Origin of the sequence: Aquabacterium sp., from assembly GCF_050725395.1 — a bacterium.
Taxonomy (GTDB): Bacteria; Pseudomonadota; Gammaproteobacteria; order Burkholderiales; family Burkholderiaceae_C; genus Aquabacterium.
Genome location: NZ_JBOHHL010000013.1, coordinates 19,673 through 38,664, shown reverse-complemented (window position 1 = coordinate 38,664; position 18,992 = coordinate 19,673). Strand labels below are relative to the sequence as shown.

General features: G+C 63.8%; 21 protein-coding genes. 4 read left to right on the top strand and 17 right to left on the bottom strand.

Going from position 1 to position 18,992, the window contains the following annotated elements:
- The 4 genes from ACREB4_RS10300 to ACREB4_RS10285 are packed head-to-tail and all read right to left on the bottom strand — an operon-like array spanning window position 1 to window position 4,140.
- Complete coding sequence (locus ACREB4_RS10300; RefSeq protein ID WP_431588123.1) at window positions 1-1,122, bottom strand: class 1 fructose-bisphosphatase; 1,122 nt, start codon at window positions 1,120-1,122, stop codon at window positions 1-3.
- 54 nt (window positions 1,123-1,176) lie between these two features.
- On the bottom strand, window positions 1,177-2,166 hold the full coding sequence (cbbX, locus tag ACREB4_RS10295) for a CbbX protein (RefSeq protein WP_431588122.1): 990 nt from the start codon (window positions 2,164-2,166) through the stop codon (window positions 1,177-1,179).
- 25 nt (window positions 2,167-2,191) lie between these two features.
- A complete protein-coding gene (locus tag ACREB4_RS10290) occupies window positions 2,192-2,635 on the bottom strand; it encodes a ribulose bisphosphate carboxylase small subunit (RefSeq protein WP_431588121.1) in 444 nt (147 codons plus the stop codon).
- Between the two features lie 20 nt (window positions 2,636-2,655).
- The gene (locus ACREB4_RS10285; protein WP_431588120.1) at window positions 2,656-4,140 is read right to left on the bottom strand and encodes a form I ribulose bisphosphate carboxylase large subunit; all 1,485 of its coding nucleotides are present in this window, start codon (window positions 4,138-4,140) and stop codon (window positions 2,656-2,658) included.
- Between the two features lie 119 nt (window positions 4,141-4,259).
- Between ACREB4_RS10285 and ACREB4_RS10280 the strand changes: the two genes are divergently transcribed.
- Window positions 4,260-5,204 carry a LysR family transcriptional regulator gene (locus tag ACREB4_RS10280; RefSeq protein WP_431588119.1) on the top strand — a complete coding sequence of 315 codons (945 nt, stop codon included), beginning with the start codon at window positions 4,260-4,262 and terminating at the stop codon, window positions 5,202-5,204.
- Window positions 5,205-5,293: 89 nt separating this feature from the next.
- Window positions 5,294-6,478, top strand: a complete 1,185-nt coding sequence (locus ACREB4_RS10275) for an acetyl-CoA C-acyltransferase family protein (protein WP_431588118.1) — start codon at window positions 5,294-5,296, stop codon at window positions 6,476-6,478.
- A gap of 67 nt (window positions 6,479-6,545) precedes the next feature.
- Here ACREB4_RS10275 and ACREB4_RS10270 read toward each other — a convergent pair whose 3' ends face one another.
- The 3 genes from ACREB4_RS10270 to ACREB4_RS10260 all read right to left on the bottom strand — a co-directional run bounded on the left by ACREB4_RS10270 (window position 6,546) and on the right by ACREB4_RS10260 (window position 7,969).
- On the bottom strand, window positions 6,546-6,881 hold the full coding sequence (locus ACREB4_RS10270) for a TfoX/Sxy family protein (RefSeq protein ID WP_431588117.1): 336 nt from the start codon (window positions 6,879-6,881) through the stop codon (window positions 6,546-6,548).
- Between the two features lie 81 nt (window positions 6,882-6,962).
- Window positions 6,963-7,412 (bottom strand): SRPBCC family protein, encoded by a 450-nt coding sequence (locus ACREB4_RS10265; protein WP_431588116.1) that lies wholly within the window; start codon window positions 7,410-7,412, stop codon window positions 6,963-6,965.
- A gap of 119 nt (window positions 7,413-7,531) precedes the next feature.
- Window positions 7,532-7,969, bottom strand: a complete 438-nt coding sequence (locus tag ACREB4_RS10260; protein ID WP_431588115.1) for a helix-turn-helix domain-containing protein — start codon at window positions 7,967-7,969, stop codon at window positions 7,532-7,534.
- Between the two features lie 60 nt (window positions 7,970-8,029).
- On the opposite strand from ACREB4_RS10260, the gene ACREB4_RS10255 reads away from it, so the two are divergent.
- On the top strand, window positions 8,030-8,878 hold the full coding sequence (locus ACREB4_RS10255) for a class I SAM-dependent methyltransferase (protein ID WP_431588114.1): 849 nt from the start codon (window positions 8,030-8,032) through the stop codon (window positions 8,876-8,878).
- A gap of 4 nt (window positions 8,879-8,882) precedes the next feature.
- On the opposite strand, the gene ACREB4_RS10250 is transcribed toward ACREB4_RS10255, so the two are convergent.
- The 10 genes from ACREB4_RS10250 to ACREB4_RS10205 all read right to left on the bottom strand — a co-directional run bounded on the left by ACREB4_RS10250 (window position 8,883) and on the right by ACREB4_RS10205 (window position 18,029).
- Window positions 8,883-9,290 (bottom strand): PaaI family thioesterase, encoded by a 408-nt coding sequence (locus ACREB4_RS10250; protein ID WP_431588113.1) that lies wholly within the window; start codon window positions 9,288-9,290, stop codon window positions 8,883-8,885.
- A 123-nt stretch (window positions 9,291-9,413) separates the two neighbouring features.
- The gene (locus ACREB4_RS10245) at window positions 9,414-9,818 is read right to left on the bottom strand and encodes a GFA family protein (protein WP_431588112.1); all 405 of its coding nucleotides are present in this window, start codon (window positions 9,816-9,818) and stop codon (window positions 9,414-9,416) included.
- A gap of 10 nt (window positions 9,819-9,828) precedes the next feature.
- Window positions 9,829-10,167 carry a tRNA-binding protein gene (locus ACREB4_RS10240; protein WP_431588191.1) on the bottom strand — a complete coding sequence of 113 codons (339 nt, stop codon included), beginning with the start codon at window positions 10,165-10,167 and terminating at the stop codon, window positions 9,829-9,831.
- A 29-nt stretch (window positions 10,168-10,196) separates the two neighbouring features.
- The gene (locus ACREB4_RS10235; RefSeq protein ID WP_431588111.1) at window positions 10,197-10,694 is read right to left on the bottom strand and encodes a hypothetical protein; all 498 of its coding nucleotides are present in this window, start codon (window positions 10,692-10,694) and stop codon (window positions 10,197-10,199) included.
- Window positions 10,695-10,802: 108 nt separating this feature from the next.
- Window positions 10,803-11,366 carry a hypothetical protein gene (locus ACREB4_RS10230; RefSeq protein ID WP_431588110.1) on the bottom strand — a complete coding sequence of 188 codons (564 nt, stop codon included), beginning with the start codon at window positions 11,364-11,366 and terminating at the stop codon, window positions 10,803-10,805.
- 45 nt (window positions 11,367-11,411) lie between these two features.
- A complete protein-coding gene (locus tag ACREB4_RS10225) occupies window positions 11,412-11,810 on the bottom strand; it encodes a VOC family protein (RefSeq protein WP_431588109.1) in 399 nt (132 codons plus the stop codon).
- Between the two features lie 4 nt (window positions 11,811-11,814).
- A complete protein-coding gene (locus ACREB4_RS10220) occupies window positions 11,815-13,053 on the bottom strand; it encodes a DUF2252 family protein (protein ID WP_431588108.1) in 1,239 nt (412 codons plus the stop codon).
- Window positions 13,054-13,065: 12 nt separating this feature from the next.
- Complete coding sequence (locus ACREB4_RS10215) at window positions 13,066-16,167, bottom strand: efflux RND transporter permease subunit (protein ID WP_431588107.1); 3,102 nt, start codon at window positions 16,165-16,167, stop codon at window positions 13,066-13,068.
- Window positions 16,164-17,315: an efflux RND transporter periplasmic adaptor subunit gene (locus ACREB4_RS10210; RefSeq protein ID WP_431588106.1), complete on the bottom strand. Its 1,152-nt coding sequence runs from the start codon at window positions 17,313-17,315 to the stop codon at window positions 16,164-16,166. Before ACREB4_RS10210 ends, ACREB4_RS10215 begins: the two co-directional genes overlap by 4 nt.
- Window positions 17,316-17,336: 21 nt before the next feature.
- Window positions 17,337-18,029: a CerR family C-terminal domain-containing protein gene (locus ACREB4_RS10205; protein ID WP_431588105.1), complete on the bottom strand. Its 693-nt coding sequence runs from the start codon at window positions 18,027-18,029 to the stop codon at window positions 17,337-17,339.
- Between the two features lie 16 nt (window positions 18,030-18,045).
- Here ACREB4_RS10205 and ACREB4_RS10200 point away from each other — a divergent pair, with 16 nt between their 5' ends.
- Window positions 18,046-18,927 carry an alpha/beta hydrolase gene (locus ACREB4_RS10200; RefSeq protein WP_431588104.1) on the top strand — a complete coding sequence of 294 codons (882 nt, stop codon included), beginning with the start codon at window positions 18,046-18,048 and terminating at the stop codon, window positions 18,925-18,927.
- The last annotated feature ends 65 nt before the right edge of the window (window positions 18,928-18,992 follow it).

Sequence of the window (18,992 nt, the reverse complement as noted above, 5' to 3'; positions counted from 1 at the left end):
TCAGGCTTGCGGCTGCACGAAGAGCGAGCGCGTCTTGAAGAGCTGCCAGGACACGTTCTCGCTCGGGTCGGCGTGGTAGCTGACGATGCGGTCGATCTCGTCGGCCGAGCCCAGGATGACGGGCACGCGCTGGTGCAAGGTGTCGGGCACGATCTCCAGCAGATCGTGCGTGCCGGTGACGGCGCGGCCACCGGCCTGTTCGACCAGCAAGGCCATGGGCGAGGCCTCGTACATGTGGCGCAGGCGTCCGGCCCGGCGCGGTTCGCGCTCGTCGCGCGGGTACAGGAAGACGCCGCCGCGCGTCATGATGCGGTGCACTTCGGCGACCAGGCTGGCCACCCAGCGCATGTTGAAGTCTTTGTGGCGCGGGCCCGATTCACCCGCGATGCATTCGGCCACGTAGCGCTGCACGGGCTTTTCCCAGAAGCGCTGGTTGGACGCGTTGATGGCGAACTCGCGCGTGGCGACGGGGATGCGCACATCGGACTGTGTGAGCACCCAGCGCGCGGGCCCTTCGCCCTGCAGGCTGCGGCGGTCCAGCGTGAACATCTGGACGCCCTGGCGACAGGTCAGCACCATCACCGTGCAAGGCCCGTAGAGCACATAGCCCGCGGCCAGTTGCTGGTGGCCCGGCTGCAGGAAGCCCATCTCGCCCGGCGTGGTGCCGCGGTAGGGGTGCGGCAGGACCGAGAAGATCGTGCCCACCGAAATGTTGGCCTCGATGTTGGACGAACCGTCCAGCGGATCGAACAGCACCAGGTAGCGGCCCTGGTTGCCGTGGTCGTCGGACACGAAAGGCATCTCATGCTCTTCGCTGGCCCAGCCGGCCACGTGCGGGCAGGCCGCCATCGCATCAGACATCACTTCGTCGGCCATCACGTCCAGCTTCTTCTGGTCCTCGCCTTGGGAGTTGCTGGACGAGGCCAGGCCATGCGCGCCCGCCAAGGCCCCTTGCGCCGCGACCTCGCTGATCTGGGCACACGCCTGCGCGATGGCCAGCAAAGTGTCCGACAAGGCCTTGCCCACATCCGCGGGCAGGCCCGAGAGGTTCAGGGCCAGGACTTCTGCCAGATCCACAGCCGGAGACGGACAAGGGATGGGCAGTTTGGGCGGGTTGTTCATGGTGGGGTCCTCTGTGAATTCTTATGGTGTGTTCGGCGAAACAGATCCGTCCATTCAGGTGGTGGGCACGGCAAACAGGCGGCTGGACCGGATGTCGGCCACCTCGATGGTGGTCAGGTCATCGCGGGTCAGCACGCGGTCGCGGTCTTCGAACAGGCGGCTGGCCTGGCGCAATCGGGCACGGTCCAGGGCATTGCGCACACTGCGGGCATTGGCGAAATGGGGCTGCTCCAGGCGGCGGCCCAGGTAGTCGTCGAAGGCCTCGCGGGCGCCTTCGCCAAAGCAGTAGTGCTGCTGGTCCAGCATCTTGTCGCCAATGCTGAGCAACTCGTTCACCGCGTAATCGGGGAAGTCCAGGTGGTGCGCGATCCGGGAGGACATGCCCGGGTTGCTCTGGAAGAAGTGGTCCATGCGGTCCTTGTAGCCCGCCAGGATCACGACCAGGTCGTCGCGCTGGTTCTCCATCACCTGCAAGAGGATCTCGATGGCTTCCTGCCCGTAGTCGCGCTCGTTCTCGGGCTTGTAGAGGTAGTAGGCCTCGTCGATGAAGAGCACGCCGCCCATCGCCTTCTTGAGCACTTCCTTGGTCTTGGGCGCCGTGTGGCCGATGTACTGGCCGACCAGGTCGTCGCGCGTCACGGCCACCAGGTGGCCTTTGCGCACGTAACCCAGGCGGTGCAGGATCTCGGCCATGCGCAAGGCCACCGTGGTCTTGCCGGTGCCCGGGTTGCCAGTGAAGCACATGTGCAGCGACGGGCTCTGCGCCGACAAGCCGAAGCCCGCGCGCAGCTTGTCGATCACCAGCAGGGCCGCGATGTCGCGGATGCGGGTCTTGACCGGGGCCAGGCCCACCAGGTCGCGGTCCAGTTCGTCCATCACATCGTCGATGCGGCTTTGGGCCAGCACCTCCGCCACCGTTCGGGGCGCAGGGGCTGCGTCGGTGGGCGGTACTGCCGCAGCAGCCACAGGTGTGGTCATGGCGGGCACGTCGGAAGCAGCAGCACGCTGGGTGCTGCCGGGGATGGTGTAGAGCGGCGCGTTCATGGGCGGGTCCTGGTCGTCTGCTGCATCAATCGCTGTAGCGTTCGCCTTCCGGCTCGCTCAGGGCGTAGGCGCTCATGGTGTAGCGCACCTGGCGGCTGTCGACCTCGTGGCGTTCCAGGCGGAAGCCGGGCTCGTTCTTGGGGCGGTTGACGATGAAGCTCATGACGATGGTCTCGACGCCGCGGGTGGAGTCAAACGCCATCAGGCGGATGTAGTGGCCGCGGCCGAAGGTGTCGCGGCAGGCCTTCAGTTCGGTGACGACGCCTGCGGCATCCTTCAGGTCGAACATGGGGTTGCCGTACATCTCCCAGTAGGTATTGCGCGGGTGCGGATCATCGGTGTACTCCACGCTCCAGGCGTAGCCCTTGCGCAGGCCGTACTCGATCTGCAGGGCGATCTCTTCGTCGGTCAGGTCCGGCAGGAAGCTGAACTGGCCTTGCGTGAGGCGGCCGGTGGGGTTGGTCATCATGGTGCTGTTCTCCCAATGGCTTAGTTAGAGACGCCAGGCGTCACGGCGTAATCGGAGGTGTCGGTCGACTGGTAGTTGAAGGTGATGTCACCCCAGGTGTCGAGCGCCTGCTTCAGGGGGGTGCAAAACTGCGCGGCCTTGCGCAGGATGTCCGGGCCTTCGTTGAGGATGTCGCGCCCCTCGTTGCGAGCCTTGACCATGCACTCCAGCGCCACGCGGTTGGCCACGGCACCGGCCTGGATGCCCGCCGGGTGGCCGATGGTGCCGCCGCCGAACTGCAGCACCACGTCGTCACCGAACAGGTCGATCAGCTGGTGCATCTGGCCGGCATGGATGCCGCCCGAGGCCACGGGCATGACCTTCTTCAGGTCGGCCCAGTCCTGGTCGAAGAACAGGCCGCGCGGCAGGTCCATGCGGGTGACGCTGTCGCGGCAGACGTTGTAGTAGCCCTGCACGGTCATCGGATCACCTTCGAGCTTGCCGACGGCGGTGCCGGTGTGCAGGTGGTCGCAGCCCGCCAGGCGCAGCCACTTGGCGATCACGCGGAAGCTCACGCCGTGGTTCTTCTGGCGCGTGTAGGTGCCATGGCCCGCACGGTGCATGTGCATGATCATGTCGTTCTTGCGGCACCAGTTGGCCATCGACTGGATGGCCGTGTAGCCGATCACCAGGTCGACCATCACGATGACCGAGCCCAGGCTCTTGGCGAACTCGGCGCGCTCGTACATGTCTTCCATGGTGGCGGCGGTCACGTTCAGGTAGCTGCCCTTGACCTCGCCGGTGGCGGCGCTGGCTTTGTTGACGGCGTCCATCACGAAGAGGAAGCGGTCACGCCAGTGCATGAAGGGTTGCGAGTTGATGTTCTCGTCGTCCTTCATGAAATCGAGGCCGCCCTTCAATCCTTCGTACACCACGCGGCCATAGTTGCGGCCCGACAGCCCCAGCTTGGGCTTGGTGGTGGCGCCCAGCAGCGGGCGGCCAAACTTGTCCAGGCGCTCGCGCTCGACGATCAGGCCGGTCGGTGGACCCTTGAAAGTCTTGACGTAAGCCACGGGCACGCGGATGTCTTCCAGGCGCGCCGCCTTCAAGGGCTTGAAGCTGAAGACATTGCCGATGAGGGACGCCGTCATGTTGGCGATCGAGCCTTCTTCGAACAGGATGATGTCGTAGGCCACATAGGCAAAGTACTGGCCCGGGTTGTTGGGCACGGGTTCGACACGGTAGGCCTTGGCGCGGTAGCTGTCGCAGGCGGTCAGGCGGTCGGTCCACACCACCGTCCAGGTGGCGGTGGACGATTCACCAGCCACAGCGGCGGCGGCTTCGATCGGGTCCACGCCGTCTTGGGGGGTGATGCGGAACAGACAAAGGACGTCGGTGTCCTTGGGCTCGTAGTCGGAATCCCAGTAACCCATCTGGCGGTACTTGAGCACGCCCGCGCTGTAGCGCTTTTTCTGGTCGGTGATCTGATCGGCGTTCACGACACCGGCTTCCACTGGTTTGTTCATGTTGAATCCTCTGTGGGAATTGAAAAGCGGACAAAAAGCGAGGGGTTGAATTCAATGTAGGACGGGACCTACCTAAGGTAAATTCAGTTATTCTTTGGATTCACTTCAGGTATTGCTTAATGAGAAGCGTGACTTTTAGGCAATTAAGGGTCTTCACGGAGGTCGCCCGGCAGCTCAGTTTCGGCCGCGCGGCCGAGGTGCTCCACCTCTCGCCCCCTGCGGTGACCATGCAGGTCAAGGAGTTGGAAAGCCATGTCGGCATGCCCCTGTTCGAGCGGCAAGGGCGCAACATCCAGCTGACCATGGGAGGTGAATATTTCCTGGTCTACGCCAAACGTTTGCTTTCAACTTTGAAAGATGCTGACAACGTGATGGCCCGGTTCAAGGGGGTGCAGACCGGGGTGCTCACCATTGGCCTGATCAGCACGGCGGGTTATTTCCTGCCGCAGCTGCTGGCGCGTTTTCGCGTTGAACATCCAGGGGTGGACGTCAAACTGGACGTGACCCGCGACATCACCAAGCTGATGGCGCGCATGCACAGCAATGAAATCGACCTGGCGGTGATGGGCCGCCCGCCCAAGGAATACGCCATGCGCGCCGAGCCTTTCGCGGGCCACGCCATGGTGTTCGTTTGTCCGCCGGGGCACCCCTTGCTGGGCGTGGGGCACCCACCCCTCAACACGCTGATGAACCACCCCATCATCGCGCGCGAGGTGGGCTCAGAGATCCGCGAGGTGCTGGACAACTACCTGAAACACCATCAGATGGCACCGCGCATCGGCATGGAGATCGCGAGCAACGAGACCATCAAGGCGGCGGTCACGGCCGGACTCGGCATCGGCTTTTTGTCATTGCATGCGGTGGCGCCCGAGTTGCGCAATGGCCTGCTGAGGCGGGTCGATTTCGAGGACACCCCGCTGATGCGAACCTGGAACATCGTGCACGAGGTGTCGAAAGTGCTGTCACCGGCCGCCGAGGCTTTCCGCTACTTCGTGCTGGAGCATGCCGAAGCCATCATGGGCGAGCAGGATTCGGCCTTGCTGGCGTCCCAAAACCCAGGATGAGCGGCCTTCGGCGGATGCCTGCTGCAACGCGGCATAATCTGACAACCATTCCGACCACATCCCCACCTCCCTTCTTGAAGGAAAACACCATGACTCGTGAAGTCGTTTTCGTGGGCGCCGCCCGCACCGCCATCGGCGCCTTCGGCGGTTCGCTCAAGGACGTGCCCCCCGCCGACCTGGGTGCCCTGGTCATCAAGACCGCGCTGGAACGCGCTGGCGTGCAACCCAAGGACGTGGGCCACGTGGTGCTGGGCAATGTGATCCCCAGCGTGCCGCAAGACGCCTACATCAGCCGCGTGGCCGCGCTGAACGCTGGCGTGCCGCAAGAGACCCCCGCCTTCAACGTGAACCGCCTGTGCGGTTCGGGCCTGCAAGCCGTCGTGTCGGCCGCGCAATCCATCCTGCTGGGTGATTGCGACGTGGCCATCGGCGCCGGTGCCGAGTCCATGAGCCGTGGTGCTTACCTGGTCACCAGCAACCGCTGGGGCGCGCGCATGGGCGACGTCAAGATGCTGGACTTCATGCTGGGCGCCCTGCACGACCCGCGCAAGCACATCCACATGGGCATCACCGCTGAAAACGTGGCTGCTCGCTACGACATCACCCGCGAACAGCAAGACGCTTACGCTGCCCAAAGCCAGCAGCGTGCCGCCGCCGCCATCGAAGCCGGCTACTTCAAGGAACAGATCGTTCCGGTGGAACTGCAAACCCGCAAGGGCACCACGCTCTTCGCCACCGACGAGCATGTGAAGGGCGAGACCACCGCTGAATCGCTGTCCAAGATGAAGCCCGCTTTCAAGAAGGAAGAAGGCACCGTGACCGCCGGCAACGCTTCCGGTTTGAACGATGGCGCCGCTGCGGTGGTGATGGCCTCGGCCGAGAAGGCCAAGGAACTGGGCCTCAAGGTCCTGGCCCGCCTGGTGTCCTACGGCCACGCCGGAGTCGAGCCCGAGTACATGGGCATCGGCCCCGTGCCCGCTTCGAAGGCCGCGCTGGCCAAGGCCGGCCTGACCGTGGCCGACCTGGACGTGATCGAGTCCAACGAAGCCTTCGCCGCGCAAGCCTGCGCCGTGTCCAAGGAAATGGGCTTTCCCAACGAGAAGACCAACCCCAATGGTTCGGGCATCTCGCTGGGCCACCCCGTGGGCGCCACCGGTGCCATCCTGGTGACCAAGGCGCTGTATGAACTGGAACGCATCAAGGGCCGCTACGCCCTGATCACGATGTGCATTGGCGGTGGCCAAGGCATTGCGATGGTCATCGAACGCGTGTAATCAGCGCGTCGATCAGGCCCACGCCAAAGCCCGGGAGCGGTGATGCCGCCCCGGGCTTTTTGGTGCCTCACGCGGTCTTCTTGGGCTTGGCTTTGGGCTTGGGGCGGGGCAAGGCATCGGCCGTCACCTTGAGCGCGCGTTGCAGCAAATGCCAGTCGTCCAGTTCGTCGCCCAGGCGAAAGTACAGCTTGGCGCCGGGGTAAGGCGGGTGTTCCGACACCGTGCCCAACACGGCCCGGCCTTCCTCGGTGGGCTTGAGGTACAGCAGGTTGTCGCAGACAAAGGCCACGACCTTCTCATCCAGGTACAAGGCGTATTCGCCAAACATCTTGCGGTAGCTCAGGTGCGGGCCCAAGCCGGCCTGCTCGCAGATGTAGTCGACAAAGCTTTGGTCGGTGGCCATGGCTTTCTCCGGTGAAATTGCCAGTCTGCCAGCGAAGCAATCGCCGTGCTCACGTCACTTCGCGCAAGCGGTGACTCACGTTCAGCCAGGGATCTCGGGTTCGACCAACTGGATCAGCAAGGTCAGCGACTCCTGCCAGCCCAGGTAGCAGCCCTCGGCGGGGATGATGGCCGGGATGCCTTCCTGCACCACGTTGATTTCGGTGCCGCAAGACACCTGCTTCAAGGTGACGGTGGTCTGCATTTCGCCAGGCAGGTTGGGGTCTTCGAACACGGCCGTGTAGCGCAGCTTTTCATGGGGCACCAGTTCCAGGTACCTGCCACCGAAAGCGTGGCTGTTGCCCGAACTGAAGTTGGTGAACGACATGCGGTAGCTGCCGCCCACCTTGGCATCCATCTGATGGACCTTGCCGGTGAAACCGTGCGGGGGGAGCCATTTGCTCATGGCATCCCCGTCCAAAAAAGCACGGTAGATGCGCTCGGGGGTGGCGCGGATGACGCGGTGCAGGCGGACAGTGTTGGTCGTGGTCATGGTGAGTCACTCCAGAAAAAAGAAAGCAGAGGATGGCCCTCTGAAGCACGACGAAGGAGGATGGCCGGAATCGACATGAACATCCTCGGCGAGGAAATCGCACATCGTGGAGCGGTGTTTCATTCGAAGGTCGACCTTTGTTTTTCCGCGAGGGCACCGTTGGCGGCAGCCCGGAGTATGCGGCGAAAGGTCGCGCACTCCAGGTGGCTGGGCGCCTTGCAGACCGCCGCGTGCCGCAGGCCATCGCGCATGGCGCTGAGCTTTTTGATGGTCTTGTCCAGGTCGTCCGCCTTCGTCAGCAGCATCTTCCGGTCGATGCTCAATTGCCCTTCAGGCGTGAACATGTCGGCAATCTCGGCCAGCGAGAAACCCGAGGCACGGCCCAGCGCGATCAAGGCCAGGCGCTCCAGCACACCTGGGTCGAATGAGCGGCGCAGGCCATGTCGGCCCATGGAGGCGATCAAGCCCTTCTCTTCATAAAATCGCAAGGTCGAGGCAGGCAAGCCCGACCGCTTAGCCACTTCGGCAATGTCCACCCGTCCCCCTCTTGACTTCAAGTCGACTTGAAGTTGCACAGTAGCACTTCCACTTTTTGAAAACAAGAGAAAGGAAGCACCATGGAACAAAACGCCATCTGGAACGGGACCGCCGGGCAAGCCTGGGTTGATGCGCAAGACTTGCTGGACGCGATGTTCAAGCCACTCGAAGACCTGCTGGTCGACGCGATCCCGCGGCACGCTGGCCAGCGCGTGCTGGACGTGGGCTGCGGCACCGGCACCACCACGCTCGCGGTGGCCAGGCGTCTGGCTGACACAGCGGGGCATGGCCTTGGCATCGACATCTCGGCACCCATGATCGCCGCGGCGCGGGCGCGGGCCCAAGCGGATGGGTCCAGCGCCACCTTCGTGCTGGACGACGCGCAAGGCCACGCCTTCGAACCCGCGGGCTTCGACCACATCATGTCCCGTTTCGGGGTCATGTTCTTCAATGACGCCGTGGCGGCCTTCACCAACCTTCGGCGTGCCGCGCGCGACCACGCGACCATGACGTTCCTGGCCTGGCGAAGCGCCGAGGAGAACCCCTTCATGACCACCGCCGAGCGCGCGGCGGCGCCCTTGCTGCCGAAGATCCCGGCGCGTCAGCCCGATGAGCCCGGCCAGTTCGCATTCGCCCGGGCAAGCCGGATGCATCACATTCTGGAAACCAGCGGCTGGGCCGACATCCATGCCGAACCGCTGGACGTGCTTTGCACCTTCCCGGAAAGCGGCCTGGTCCGCTACCTGACCCAATTGGGCCCACTGGGCCGTTTGCTGCCGACCGTGGAAGGAAGGCGCCGAGACCAGGTGATCGACCAGGTCCGCACCGCCTTCGAACCCTATGTGCAAGGCGACACCGTGCGCTTCACGGCGGCGTGCTGGAAGGTCAGTGCACGGGCACCCGCTCGCTTCGCTGCCACCCCGGCCTGACTTGCTAAACCGATGAAGTCACGGCGAACACGGCACTGGCGCGAACAATCCGCTCCGCGCCCACGTGGATGAAGCCGTTGGCGAAAGCCAGGCGTGAACCCTTCTTCTGGATGTCCACGCTGGTTTCCAGCCAGTCATTGATCTTGGCGGTGCCGGTGAAATCGAGCGTGAGGCTGGCGGTGACCAAGGGCACGGGTGGGTTGGCGGAGAAAGCGGTGGCGTAGCCCAGCGCCACGTCGGCCAGGGTGGCCAGGATGCCGCCGTGGATGGTGCCCCGGGCATTGCAGTGCTTGGCTTCGACGCGCAGTCCGAGGACTAGGTCGGCGCCCTGCCCTTTGGCGTAAATGGGGCCAAGCAGGTCGAGCACCGGACTGCTGCGGGTCAGGGGGCTGAAGTCGGTGGGGATGTCCATTGATTCCTCAACTTGCCAGGGCCATCGCCTGGCTTTTGGCGACCGCCAAAGTATGCCCGCGTCGACCAAGATGCGTCGGTCTTGCTGGCGAAGATCAGCAAGAGGCGGCACGGTGGTGCGGTGTCACGCGCGCCCGGCGGGGTATTGCGGCAGGCCATCGCCCAGGCTGGTGTCCCATTCGGCCTTGGAAGCGACGTAGGAGTGGAACTGCGGGCCCAGAGATGGGGCCTCGTCCAGCGTGCCCAGGCGGAGGTGGATCATGCCGCGCTGCGTCTTGGCCGCGTACAGGCTGGAGCCGCAAATGCCGCAAAAGGCCAGCGTGGTGTGCTCGGTTTTGGCGTACTGCTTGACCGCGTCGAGCCTCGAGGTGAAACGGAATTCACCGCTCGGGATGCCCGCCATGGCGGACGAGGCCGAGCCCGAAAAGCGTCGGCAATCGGAGCAATGGCAAAAGCCCGAGTACTGGAAGTTGTCGTTGACCTCGTAGCGCACGGCGCCGCAGAGGCATTGTCCCGAGAGTTTTTTCATGATGGGGTGCTCACAAAAGCTTGGTGCCCAGGGGCACGGGCTGGTCCGGCACGCACAGCGCGACCTCGCCCTGCTCGTTGTGGAAGCCGGTGACCAGGCACTCGGACATCAGCGGGCCGATCTGCTTCCTGGGGAAGTTGACGACCGCCACCACCAGCTTGCCGATCAGGTCTTCAGGCTGGTAGAGGCCGGTGATTTGTGCGCTTGATTTCTTGATGCCGAGCTCGGGGCCAAAATCCACCTGCAGCTTGTAGGCGGGTGTGCGGGCCTCGGCGAATGCTTCGGCGGTGACAATGCGGCCGACGCGCAGTTCGATTTTGGTGAAGTCGTTCCAGGTGATTTCGTCCATGGAGGTAGTCAGCGTTCGCACGCTTGGATTCAATGTTCAGATTTACACCATCCAAAAAGCTCTCCGCCTGCGGTGTACTCTCGCTGAACCAGAAAACTCTGCCTGATGGGTGTGCCATCGGCTTGCATTTTGGCTTCCACCAACCTGCAGTTGTCCTCTTCAAACGAATAGATCAGGAGGTATTGTTCATCAGGCGTCAGTTTGGTGGAAAATATGAAAGAGCATTGCTTTTTTTGGAAGGTACTTTCTTGCAGACCGGTGATGTAGAAAGCAATTTTCTGGTCCGCTGCATATTTAAGTTTCAACGACGTCTGGGCAGGCAATCCCGGCGCGCCGTTCACATAAGACGTTTGAGAGCAGTTTTCTGCGTTGTTCATTTGCCAGACCCTGAGCCGAGCATCTGATTTATTGGCGATGGTGAGCGTTGCCGTTTGGCCTGTGCTGGGTTCCTTGTAGGGCTTGGGCTGGAGCGAGGCACAACCTGTCAGGGCGAGTGTTAAAACAATGGTTATATTGATATATTTCATGGGTATATTTTTTACAGGACGTACTTTGTTAGCAGATGCATGATGGCTCCATCTGCTTCGAAAACTTGTTCTCACGACGTCCCGCAAGTTTAATGCCCCGTTCCAATTTCAAATGCACACGTTCTTGAGCAAGGTCACCAACCTTTTGACACGGTGCTCGGTCGACGTGATGGGCTGATCGGCTGCCACCTTCTTCACCGATTGAAGCTGCAGTTGCAGCAGCACCTCTACCGCTTCGTCTTCCACGTCCTCAGCGCACGGGTACCGAATGATGGTTTTCAAGTCCTTGGACAGCGCGGCGGCGATCTCGGACAAAGAGGCCTGCCCATCCGGCTCGTTCGACTTGATCCAATCGCTCAGGCGGTCGGCGTCAGAGGCCAGTTGATCAACCATGCCCCGTTGAAGCGGTGATTCGTGGGCCACCTGCACCACCGGCTGGGCCATTTGCGCGGCTGGCGAGTTGTGCGCCTCGTGCTGAACGCCGAGCGTCAGCGACACGGCCAGTAGAAAACTTCCCACGGTCTGGGCCGCGCGGCCCCAGAAATCGGGCGGCTTTGGCGCGCTGGATGCGTCGTGCGCCCGGTGCGACTGCCCTTCGATTTGTCGAGCCAAGGCTTGAACTTGCTCAATCAGGCGGTCGATCCGGTCGGGTCTGTCGGAATCGGGTGTCATTGGCTGCTCCCTGGTGGCCCTGCTCGCGCGGTATGCGCGCTATGTTCAGGCAAGGCAGGGGCGGTGGCAAGCCACGGCCAGCTTGTTGCCGTCCGGATCTTTGAAATACGCGCCGTAGTAGTGCGCGTGGTACTGGGGTCGCAGGCCCGGCGGGCCTTCGCAACAACCACCATGGGCCAGGGCCACCGCGTGCACGGCGTCGACCTGCTCACGGCTTTGCGCCAGGAAAGCCACCGTCTGCCCATTGCCAGCCTGGTGGGCCTGTTGGTTGTGCGGCCGGCCGATCAGGAACAGGGGCCGAGGATCGGGTGACGATTGCCAACCGGCCCAGGGCCGCTCGTCTTCAATGAAGCGAAACTGGACGCCCAGCGCAGCCATGACCGGCGTGTAGAACGCCAAGGCGCGATCAAAGTCGGTGACACCCACCATGACATGCGAGAACATCAAGTCAGGCCTCGAGTTCCTGCGTCAGGCTGTAGCGCCGGCAATGCTCCAGGTAGCCCGCTTCGTGGTTGGCGACCAGATCGACGATGCTGTGCCATAACCAGGAAGGCGCGTCCAGGGTCTTGCTGCGGCTTTTGCGCAGCTCGGCGACCCAGCGCCTGGCAGTCTGCGAATCCATCTGCCTGGCGTGGGCCTTGCCGACGATCCCCGCCAGGTAGCGGCTCACCTCGATGGCCTCGGTCGGGCCCAGGCGCGCGATCTCCAGCTTCAGGTCTTGCGGCATCAGTTCACGCAAGAACACCGGCTTGCCCAACAACTCGGTGGCCATCATGCGCTCGCCCAAATGCGGTGACAGGTGGCGCGCGCCTTCGACCACGCGCCGGGCGTGATCGACCGGCATCTTGGCGGACGAGGCGGAAGGCGCCGATGCGGGCATGGCCTGCTTGATGTCGATCAGGCACAACTCGAAGTCCTTGGCCTTGGCCTGGCCGATGCCGAGGATCACCGCGTAGCGAAGGTTGCCCAGCGAACTGCAGCCCTTGACCCAGTAGGCGGCGTCCACCACGTGCACAGGCACCTGGTCGGGCCGGGAACTGAGCATGGTCGCCAGGCGCGACACGGCGCCCTTCTCGAACAACTGGGCAATGGCCTTGTCTTCATCCTTGGTCAGTTTCCAGAAACGCTTGCCAAGGGGCAGCCTGGCGCTGTCCTTCAGGCGTTCGCTGGCCAGTTCTTTCCACGACCGCGAGACGGCCGACTGCATCGCAACCTTGATGGACAGGGGCTGCTCGGGCTCATCGACCGTGGCAGCCTGGGCATCGAGGAACTCGGCCTCGATGGCCGAGGCATACCCATCCACCAGGCTTTCGACCATGACCGCGGTGGTGACGCCTGGCAGGTCGGAGCCACGTGCCGCCATCGCCAACGACAGGCCCAGTCTGATGAGGTCGTGGGCCGGGTTGCCGATGACGGTTTGGTCGACGTCTCGGATCTGCATCTGCACCTGGGCGCTGACATTGGCCAGCGGCCCGAGGTTGCCCACGTGGCAGTCGCCGCAGATCCACACGGCCGGTCCCTCGGGCAAGTCGTTCTTCTGCCGAGCGTCCAGCCACTCGTAGAAGCGCTTGGTGTTGCCGCGCACATAGCTGTGCGCAGAACGGGCCATCTTCAGATTGCGCAGGGCCTTGAGGTGCTCACTGCGCTGTTCGAAATCGATGGTCGTGGTCTTCGCTGTGTTAGCCATGGCGCGTCCGGTTCACACTTCCCGCTCGATGACCTTGACGGGCGGATGAGCCGCCTCACGCCGCCGGTGCATCCAGCCCTTGACGCGGCGGATCAAGCCATCCACCAACGTGAACACCACCGGGATCACCAAGAGGCTCAGGAAGGTCGAGGTGATCAGGCCACCGATCACCACGATGGCCATGGGCGCCCGGAAGCTCGGGTCCACGCCAATGCCCAGGGCGATCGGCAACATGCCGGCGCCCATCGCGATGGTGGTCATGATGATGGGCTGGGCGCGCTTGTGGCAGGCGTCGACCACGGCTTCCCAACGGCCCAGGCCATGCTCGTTGCGGGCGATGAGCACGTAGTCCACCAGCAGAATCGAGTTCTTGGTGGCGATGCCCATCAGCATGATCAAGCCGATCATGGAGGGCATGGACAGCGCCGTTTGCGTGACGAACAGGGCCACGAAGGCGCCCGGGATCGACAGCACCAGGGCCATCAGGATGGTCATGGGTTGCACGAAGTCCTTGAACAGCAGCACCAGCACCACGTAGATGCACAGCACACCAGTCAGCATGGCCAGGCCGAAGCTGGCGAACAACTCGGCCATGGCTTCGGCGTCGCCCACCGTGGTCTGCGTGATGCCGGGGGGCAGGTTTTGCAGGCTGGGCAGGGCCAGGGCCTGCTTCTCGACCGCACCCAGCGGCTGCTGGTTCAGCTCGATCTCGAAATTGATGTTGCGCAGGCGGTCGTAGCGGTCGATCTGGGCGGGGCCGCTGGCCATGGTCAGCGTGGCCACATTGCCCAGGGGCACCGGGCCGCGCGCACCCGGCACCGGCAGGCGCGAGATCAGCTCCAGGTCGGTCTTGGCCGCGTCCGGCAGGCGCACCACCACCGGCACTTGCCGCTGCGACAGGTTCATCTTGGGCAGGCCCTGCTCGTAGTCGCCCAGGGTGGCGATGCGCAGGGTGTCGGCGATCGAGGCCGTGCTCACGCCCAGGTCGGCAGCCTTGGCGGGATCGGGCCGCACGATCAGTTCAGGCCGCACCAGGCTGGAGGTGGACGTGACATTGCCGATGCCGGGGATGGTCCGCAACTGGCGTTCGACCAGCGAAGCATGTTCCGACAAGGCGCGTCCATCTTCACCCGCCAGCACCAGCACGTACTTCTCGGACGAGCCGCCAAAGCCCACGTTGATGCGTGCGCCAGGCAGCTCGACCAAGGCCGCGCGCAGTTGCTGCTCGATGTCCTGCTTGCTGATGCCAGGGCGGTCATTGCGGTGCGTCATGTTGATGGTGAGCGTGGCCTTGCGCACCTCGGCTGCACCCGCCGGGGCGAAAGGATCGCTGCCCGAGGCACCGCCACCGATGGCCGTGTAGACCAGCTTGACGTGCTCGTTGCGCTGAACAATCTTGCGAGCCTCTTCGGCCAGCTTGTAGGTCTGCTCGAAATTGCTGCCCGGCGGCAACTGGATGCTCACCTGCGTTTGAGACAGGTCATCGGGCGGGATGAAGCCCGTGGGCAGGCGCCCCGCCAGCATGAAGGAGCAGACCATGAACACGGCCACCACCAGCATCGTCATGACGCGGTGCTTGAGGCACCAGCGGGCCCAGCCCAGGTACATGCCCATCCACTTGGGATCCTTGTGTTCTTCCTTGGGGGCTTTCAGGAAGTAGGCCGCCATCATGGGCGTCAGCATGCGCGCCACGACCAGGGAGAAGAACACGGCGATCGCCGCCGTCCAACCGAACTGCACGAAGAACTTGCCGGGCACGCCGCCCATGAACGCCGTGGGCAGGAACACCGCGATCAGCGTGAAAGTGGTCGCGATCACGGCCATGCCGATTTCATCGGCCGCCTCGGTGGCCGCCTGCAATGGCGTCTTGCCCATGCGCAGGTGGCGCATGATGTTCTCGATCTCGACGATGGCATCGTCCACCAGGATGCCCACCACCAGCGACAAGGACAGCAAGGACACGGTGTTGACCGTGAAGCCCAGCAGGTTCATCACGCCGAAGGCCGGGATCACCGACAAGGGCAAGGCGGTGGCGGCCACCAGCGTGGCGCGCCAGTCGCGCAGAAAGAGCCACACCACGATCACGGCCAGCGCGGCGCCTTCGTACAGCAAGGTCATCGAGCCGTGGTAGTTCTCTTCCACCGGATCGACGAAGTTGAAGGCTTCGGTGATGACGATGTCGGGGTTCTTGGCCTTGATTTCTTCGAGCGCGGCACGGACGCCCACGGCCACGTCCACTTCGCCGGCCTTGAGCGCGCGCGTGATCTCGAAGCCCACCACGCGCTCGCCGTTGAGCAAGGCGGCCGAACGCTGTTCAGCGGTGGTATCGCTCACGGTGGCGATCTGGTCCAGGCGCACGTGGCGGCCATCGGTCAAGGTGACGTCCATCGCGGCGAGTTCGGCGGCCGACTGCACCGTGGCCACCGTGCGCACCGATTGCTCGGCGCCGCCCACGTCCATGCGCCCGCCCGAGGCTTCTTGCTGGATGTTGCGCAACTGACGCGACACATCGGCCGCCGAGGCATTGAGGGCCAGCAAGCGCGCTGGGTCGAGTTCGACACGCACCTCGCGGCTCACGCCACCCACGCGCGCCACGGCACCGACGCCTTTGACGGCCAGCAGGCGCTTGGTCACGTCGTTGTCGACGAACCAGGACAAGGCCTCGTCGTCCATGCGCTTGGACGCGACCGTGTAGGTCAGGATGGGCGCGCCCGACAGGTTCATCTTGGAGATGACCGGATCGCGCAAATCGCCAGGCAAGTCGGAACGCACGCGAGAGACGGCATCGCGCACATCGTCCACGGCTTCCTGCGTGGGCTTTTCAAGGCGGAACTCGACCGTGACGATGACGGTGCCGTCCTGGACCTTGGTGTAAATGTGCTTGATGCCCTGCAGCGTGGCGATGGAGTTCTCGAGCTTGCGCGCGACTTCGGTTTCAAGCTGCGCGGGCGCTGCGCCCGGCAAGGACGCAGTCACCGTGACGGTGGGCAGGTCGATGTCGGGAAAGCTCTGGATCTTCATCCCCGAAAAGCCCATGAGGCCCACCACGGTGAGCATCATGAACAGGAGGATGGCGGGTATCGGGTTCTTGATCGACCAGGTTGAGACGTTCATGACTGGCCTTTCACGACCCGCACGGTGTCACCGTCGGTCAGGAAACCCACGCCTGAGGCCACGACGCGCGCATCGGCCTTCAGGCCCTGCGTGACCTCGATGCGGTCGCCCTGGCGGCGACCGACTTGCACCTTGACCTGGCTGACCAGGCCTTGCTCGTTCACGGTGAAGACATAGCTGAAACCGTCGCGCAGCAGCACGGCGCTTTGCGGCAGCGTCAAGCCCGCGGACTGGCCGGTTTCGAAACGGCCATTGGCGAACATGCCGGCGCGCGCGCCCGCATCGACCGCGCTGGCTGGCAGGTCGACGTAGACCAGGCCGTTGCGGGTGGCGGCGTCCACCGTGGGCGCGACCATGCGCACCGTGCCCTGCACGGGTGAACCACCGGGTGGGGTGGCCCAGGCCGGCATGCCCGGCTTGATGCGGACCAGGTCAGACGAAGGCAATTCGGCGCGCCATTCCAGGCGTCCTTGACGAATCAGGCGGAACAACTCCTGGCCGGCTTGTGCCAGCGAGCCGACCGTGGCCGTGCGGGCCGAAATCACGCCATCGTCGGGCGCGACCACATTGGTCTGGCGCAAGCGCAGTTCATCGGCGGCCAGGCGGGCCTTGAGCGACTCCATGCGGGCCTGGGCGGTCTGTTCGGCGGTGAGGTCGCGTTGCGCCTCTTGTGCGCTGATGGCGCCGCTGCCGCGCAAATTGCGCGAGCGGTCGGCATTGCTCTTGGCCTCGACCAGCAGGGCTTGCGCCTCGGCCAGGTTGGCGCGGGCGGTGTTGGCATCGGCCACCACGGCATCGCTTTGCAAGGTGGCCAGGGACTGGCCGCGCTTGACGCGGTCACCCACGTTGACCAGCACGGTCGCCACGCGCAGGCCGGACAGCTCGGAGCCGATGATGGCCTCCTGCCAGGCCGCGATCGAGCCATTGGCCGTCAGGTTGGCGGGCCATTGCGCGGATTGCGGTGACACCACTTGAACACTCAGCGCGGGCTTGACCTGGCGCGATGCGGCCGCATCGGAAGCGGCCGCGGCCCCGCCTGAACCGCCAGCTGGCGCATCGGCTTGGTGGAAATGCCACCATAGCCCCCCCGCCACGACCACGGCGGCCACCGCCACCCACTTGCCTTTGTTGCTCAACCAGTTCGACATGTTCTCGTTCCCTCAGAATTTTTAGTCAGTTGCCACGGCACGCATGGCGCGCTCATGAGCAACCAGCGCGACACCATAGCCCACAAGGCGGTCCAACACTTTGCGCACGGCCGCTTCACCATCGAGCAGGGCTGGCGCCAGCACCTTCATGAACTCGCGCGATAGGCAGTAGTCCTGCACCATGGCCAACAAGGCGAAGGCGAGTTGGTGCAGGGCATCGTCGTCGGCGCCAGGCACGCCGACATGCTTCGCCAGCAGGCCGACCACGCGTTGGTGGTGCGGCTGGATGTGCTGGGCGATCAATTCTTTGTAGGTGGCGCTCGGCTCCACCATTTCACGCAGGTGCAGGCGCATGCCATGTTCGGCGTGCTCGTCACCCTCGCCGTGCCCAACCGGGCTCAGGAAGGCCGCCATCAGGCAGCGCAGGGCTTCTTCCAGCGACAAGGCCGGGTCGTCGAAATTGGCGAACTCCGACGTCAAGGCTTCGATGGGACACAACAACACCGCGCGGTACAACCCCGCCTTGTCGCCAAAGTAGTAATGGATGGACGCGACATTGGTGCCGGCCGCCTGGCAGATTTCGCGCGTCGAGGCTTTGGCGAAGCCTTTGTCGGCGAAGATGCGCATGGCTTCCTGCAGCAAGCGCTCCCGGGCCCGGGCGCCGCGCTCCTGCAGGCCCGCCTCATCCAAATCAAGCGCTTGATTGATTTTCATGCGACCATGCTAACCCATGCAGTTGACACCTTGGGTTTACACCGGACGAGAAGGGTTCGCGCTGAGGGGTTGGCACACGCCGCCCACGGGCAAACCGCTCTTGCATTTCATCCACGGCAACGGTTTTTGCGGCCGGGCCTACACGCCCATGCTCGCGCCCTTGTCACACGATTTCGACCTGTGGCTGAGCGACGCCCAGGGCCATGGCGACAGCGACCCAGGTGGGAACTTCGTGGGTTGGAACCGAAGCGCCGAGCTGGCCGTGGAAGCCCTGAAGGCCCACCTGCCGCTGTTCAAAAACGTGCCTCGCCATGCCCTGGGCCACAGTTTCGGCGGTGTGCTGAGTTGCCTGATCCTGTCCCAATATCCGGAGTTATTCGAACGTGCGGTGGTGTTGGATCCCGTCATCCTGCAACCCCATGTGCTTTGGGCCGCGCAAATGACCCAGTGGACCGGCCTGGCCAGCCACAGCGAATTGGCGCGAAAAGCCCGCGCCCGCCGACGCCATTGGCCCGACCGGGACAGCGCGCGGGAATCGCTCAGAGGACGAGGCGTTTATAAAAACTGGGCGGAAGAAGCCTTGCAGGCCTTCGTCGATCATGCCTTGCGCCCCTCGGCCGATGGCGGCGTCGAGCTGAAATGCTCGCCCGAGCGGGAGTCCGAGATTTTCAGCTCGGTGGCGCATGGCCTCTGGGGCGCCTTGAACAGGATCGACGCGCCGGTTCAGGTGATCCGGGCCGAGCACACCTTCCCGTTCATCGAGGCATCGGTACAACAATGGAAATCGATCAATCCAAATGTGGGTGATGTGATTACTCCGGGCGGGCACTGTTTCATGCAGGAAACGCCAAACCAAACTGCTCAAATGGTGAAAAGGTACTTGATGACACAGTTTTAGGGGATGGTCCGGTTAATCTCGACTGTCGTATCATTTTCAAGATACTCCTTGAAACAAGCTCGGCC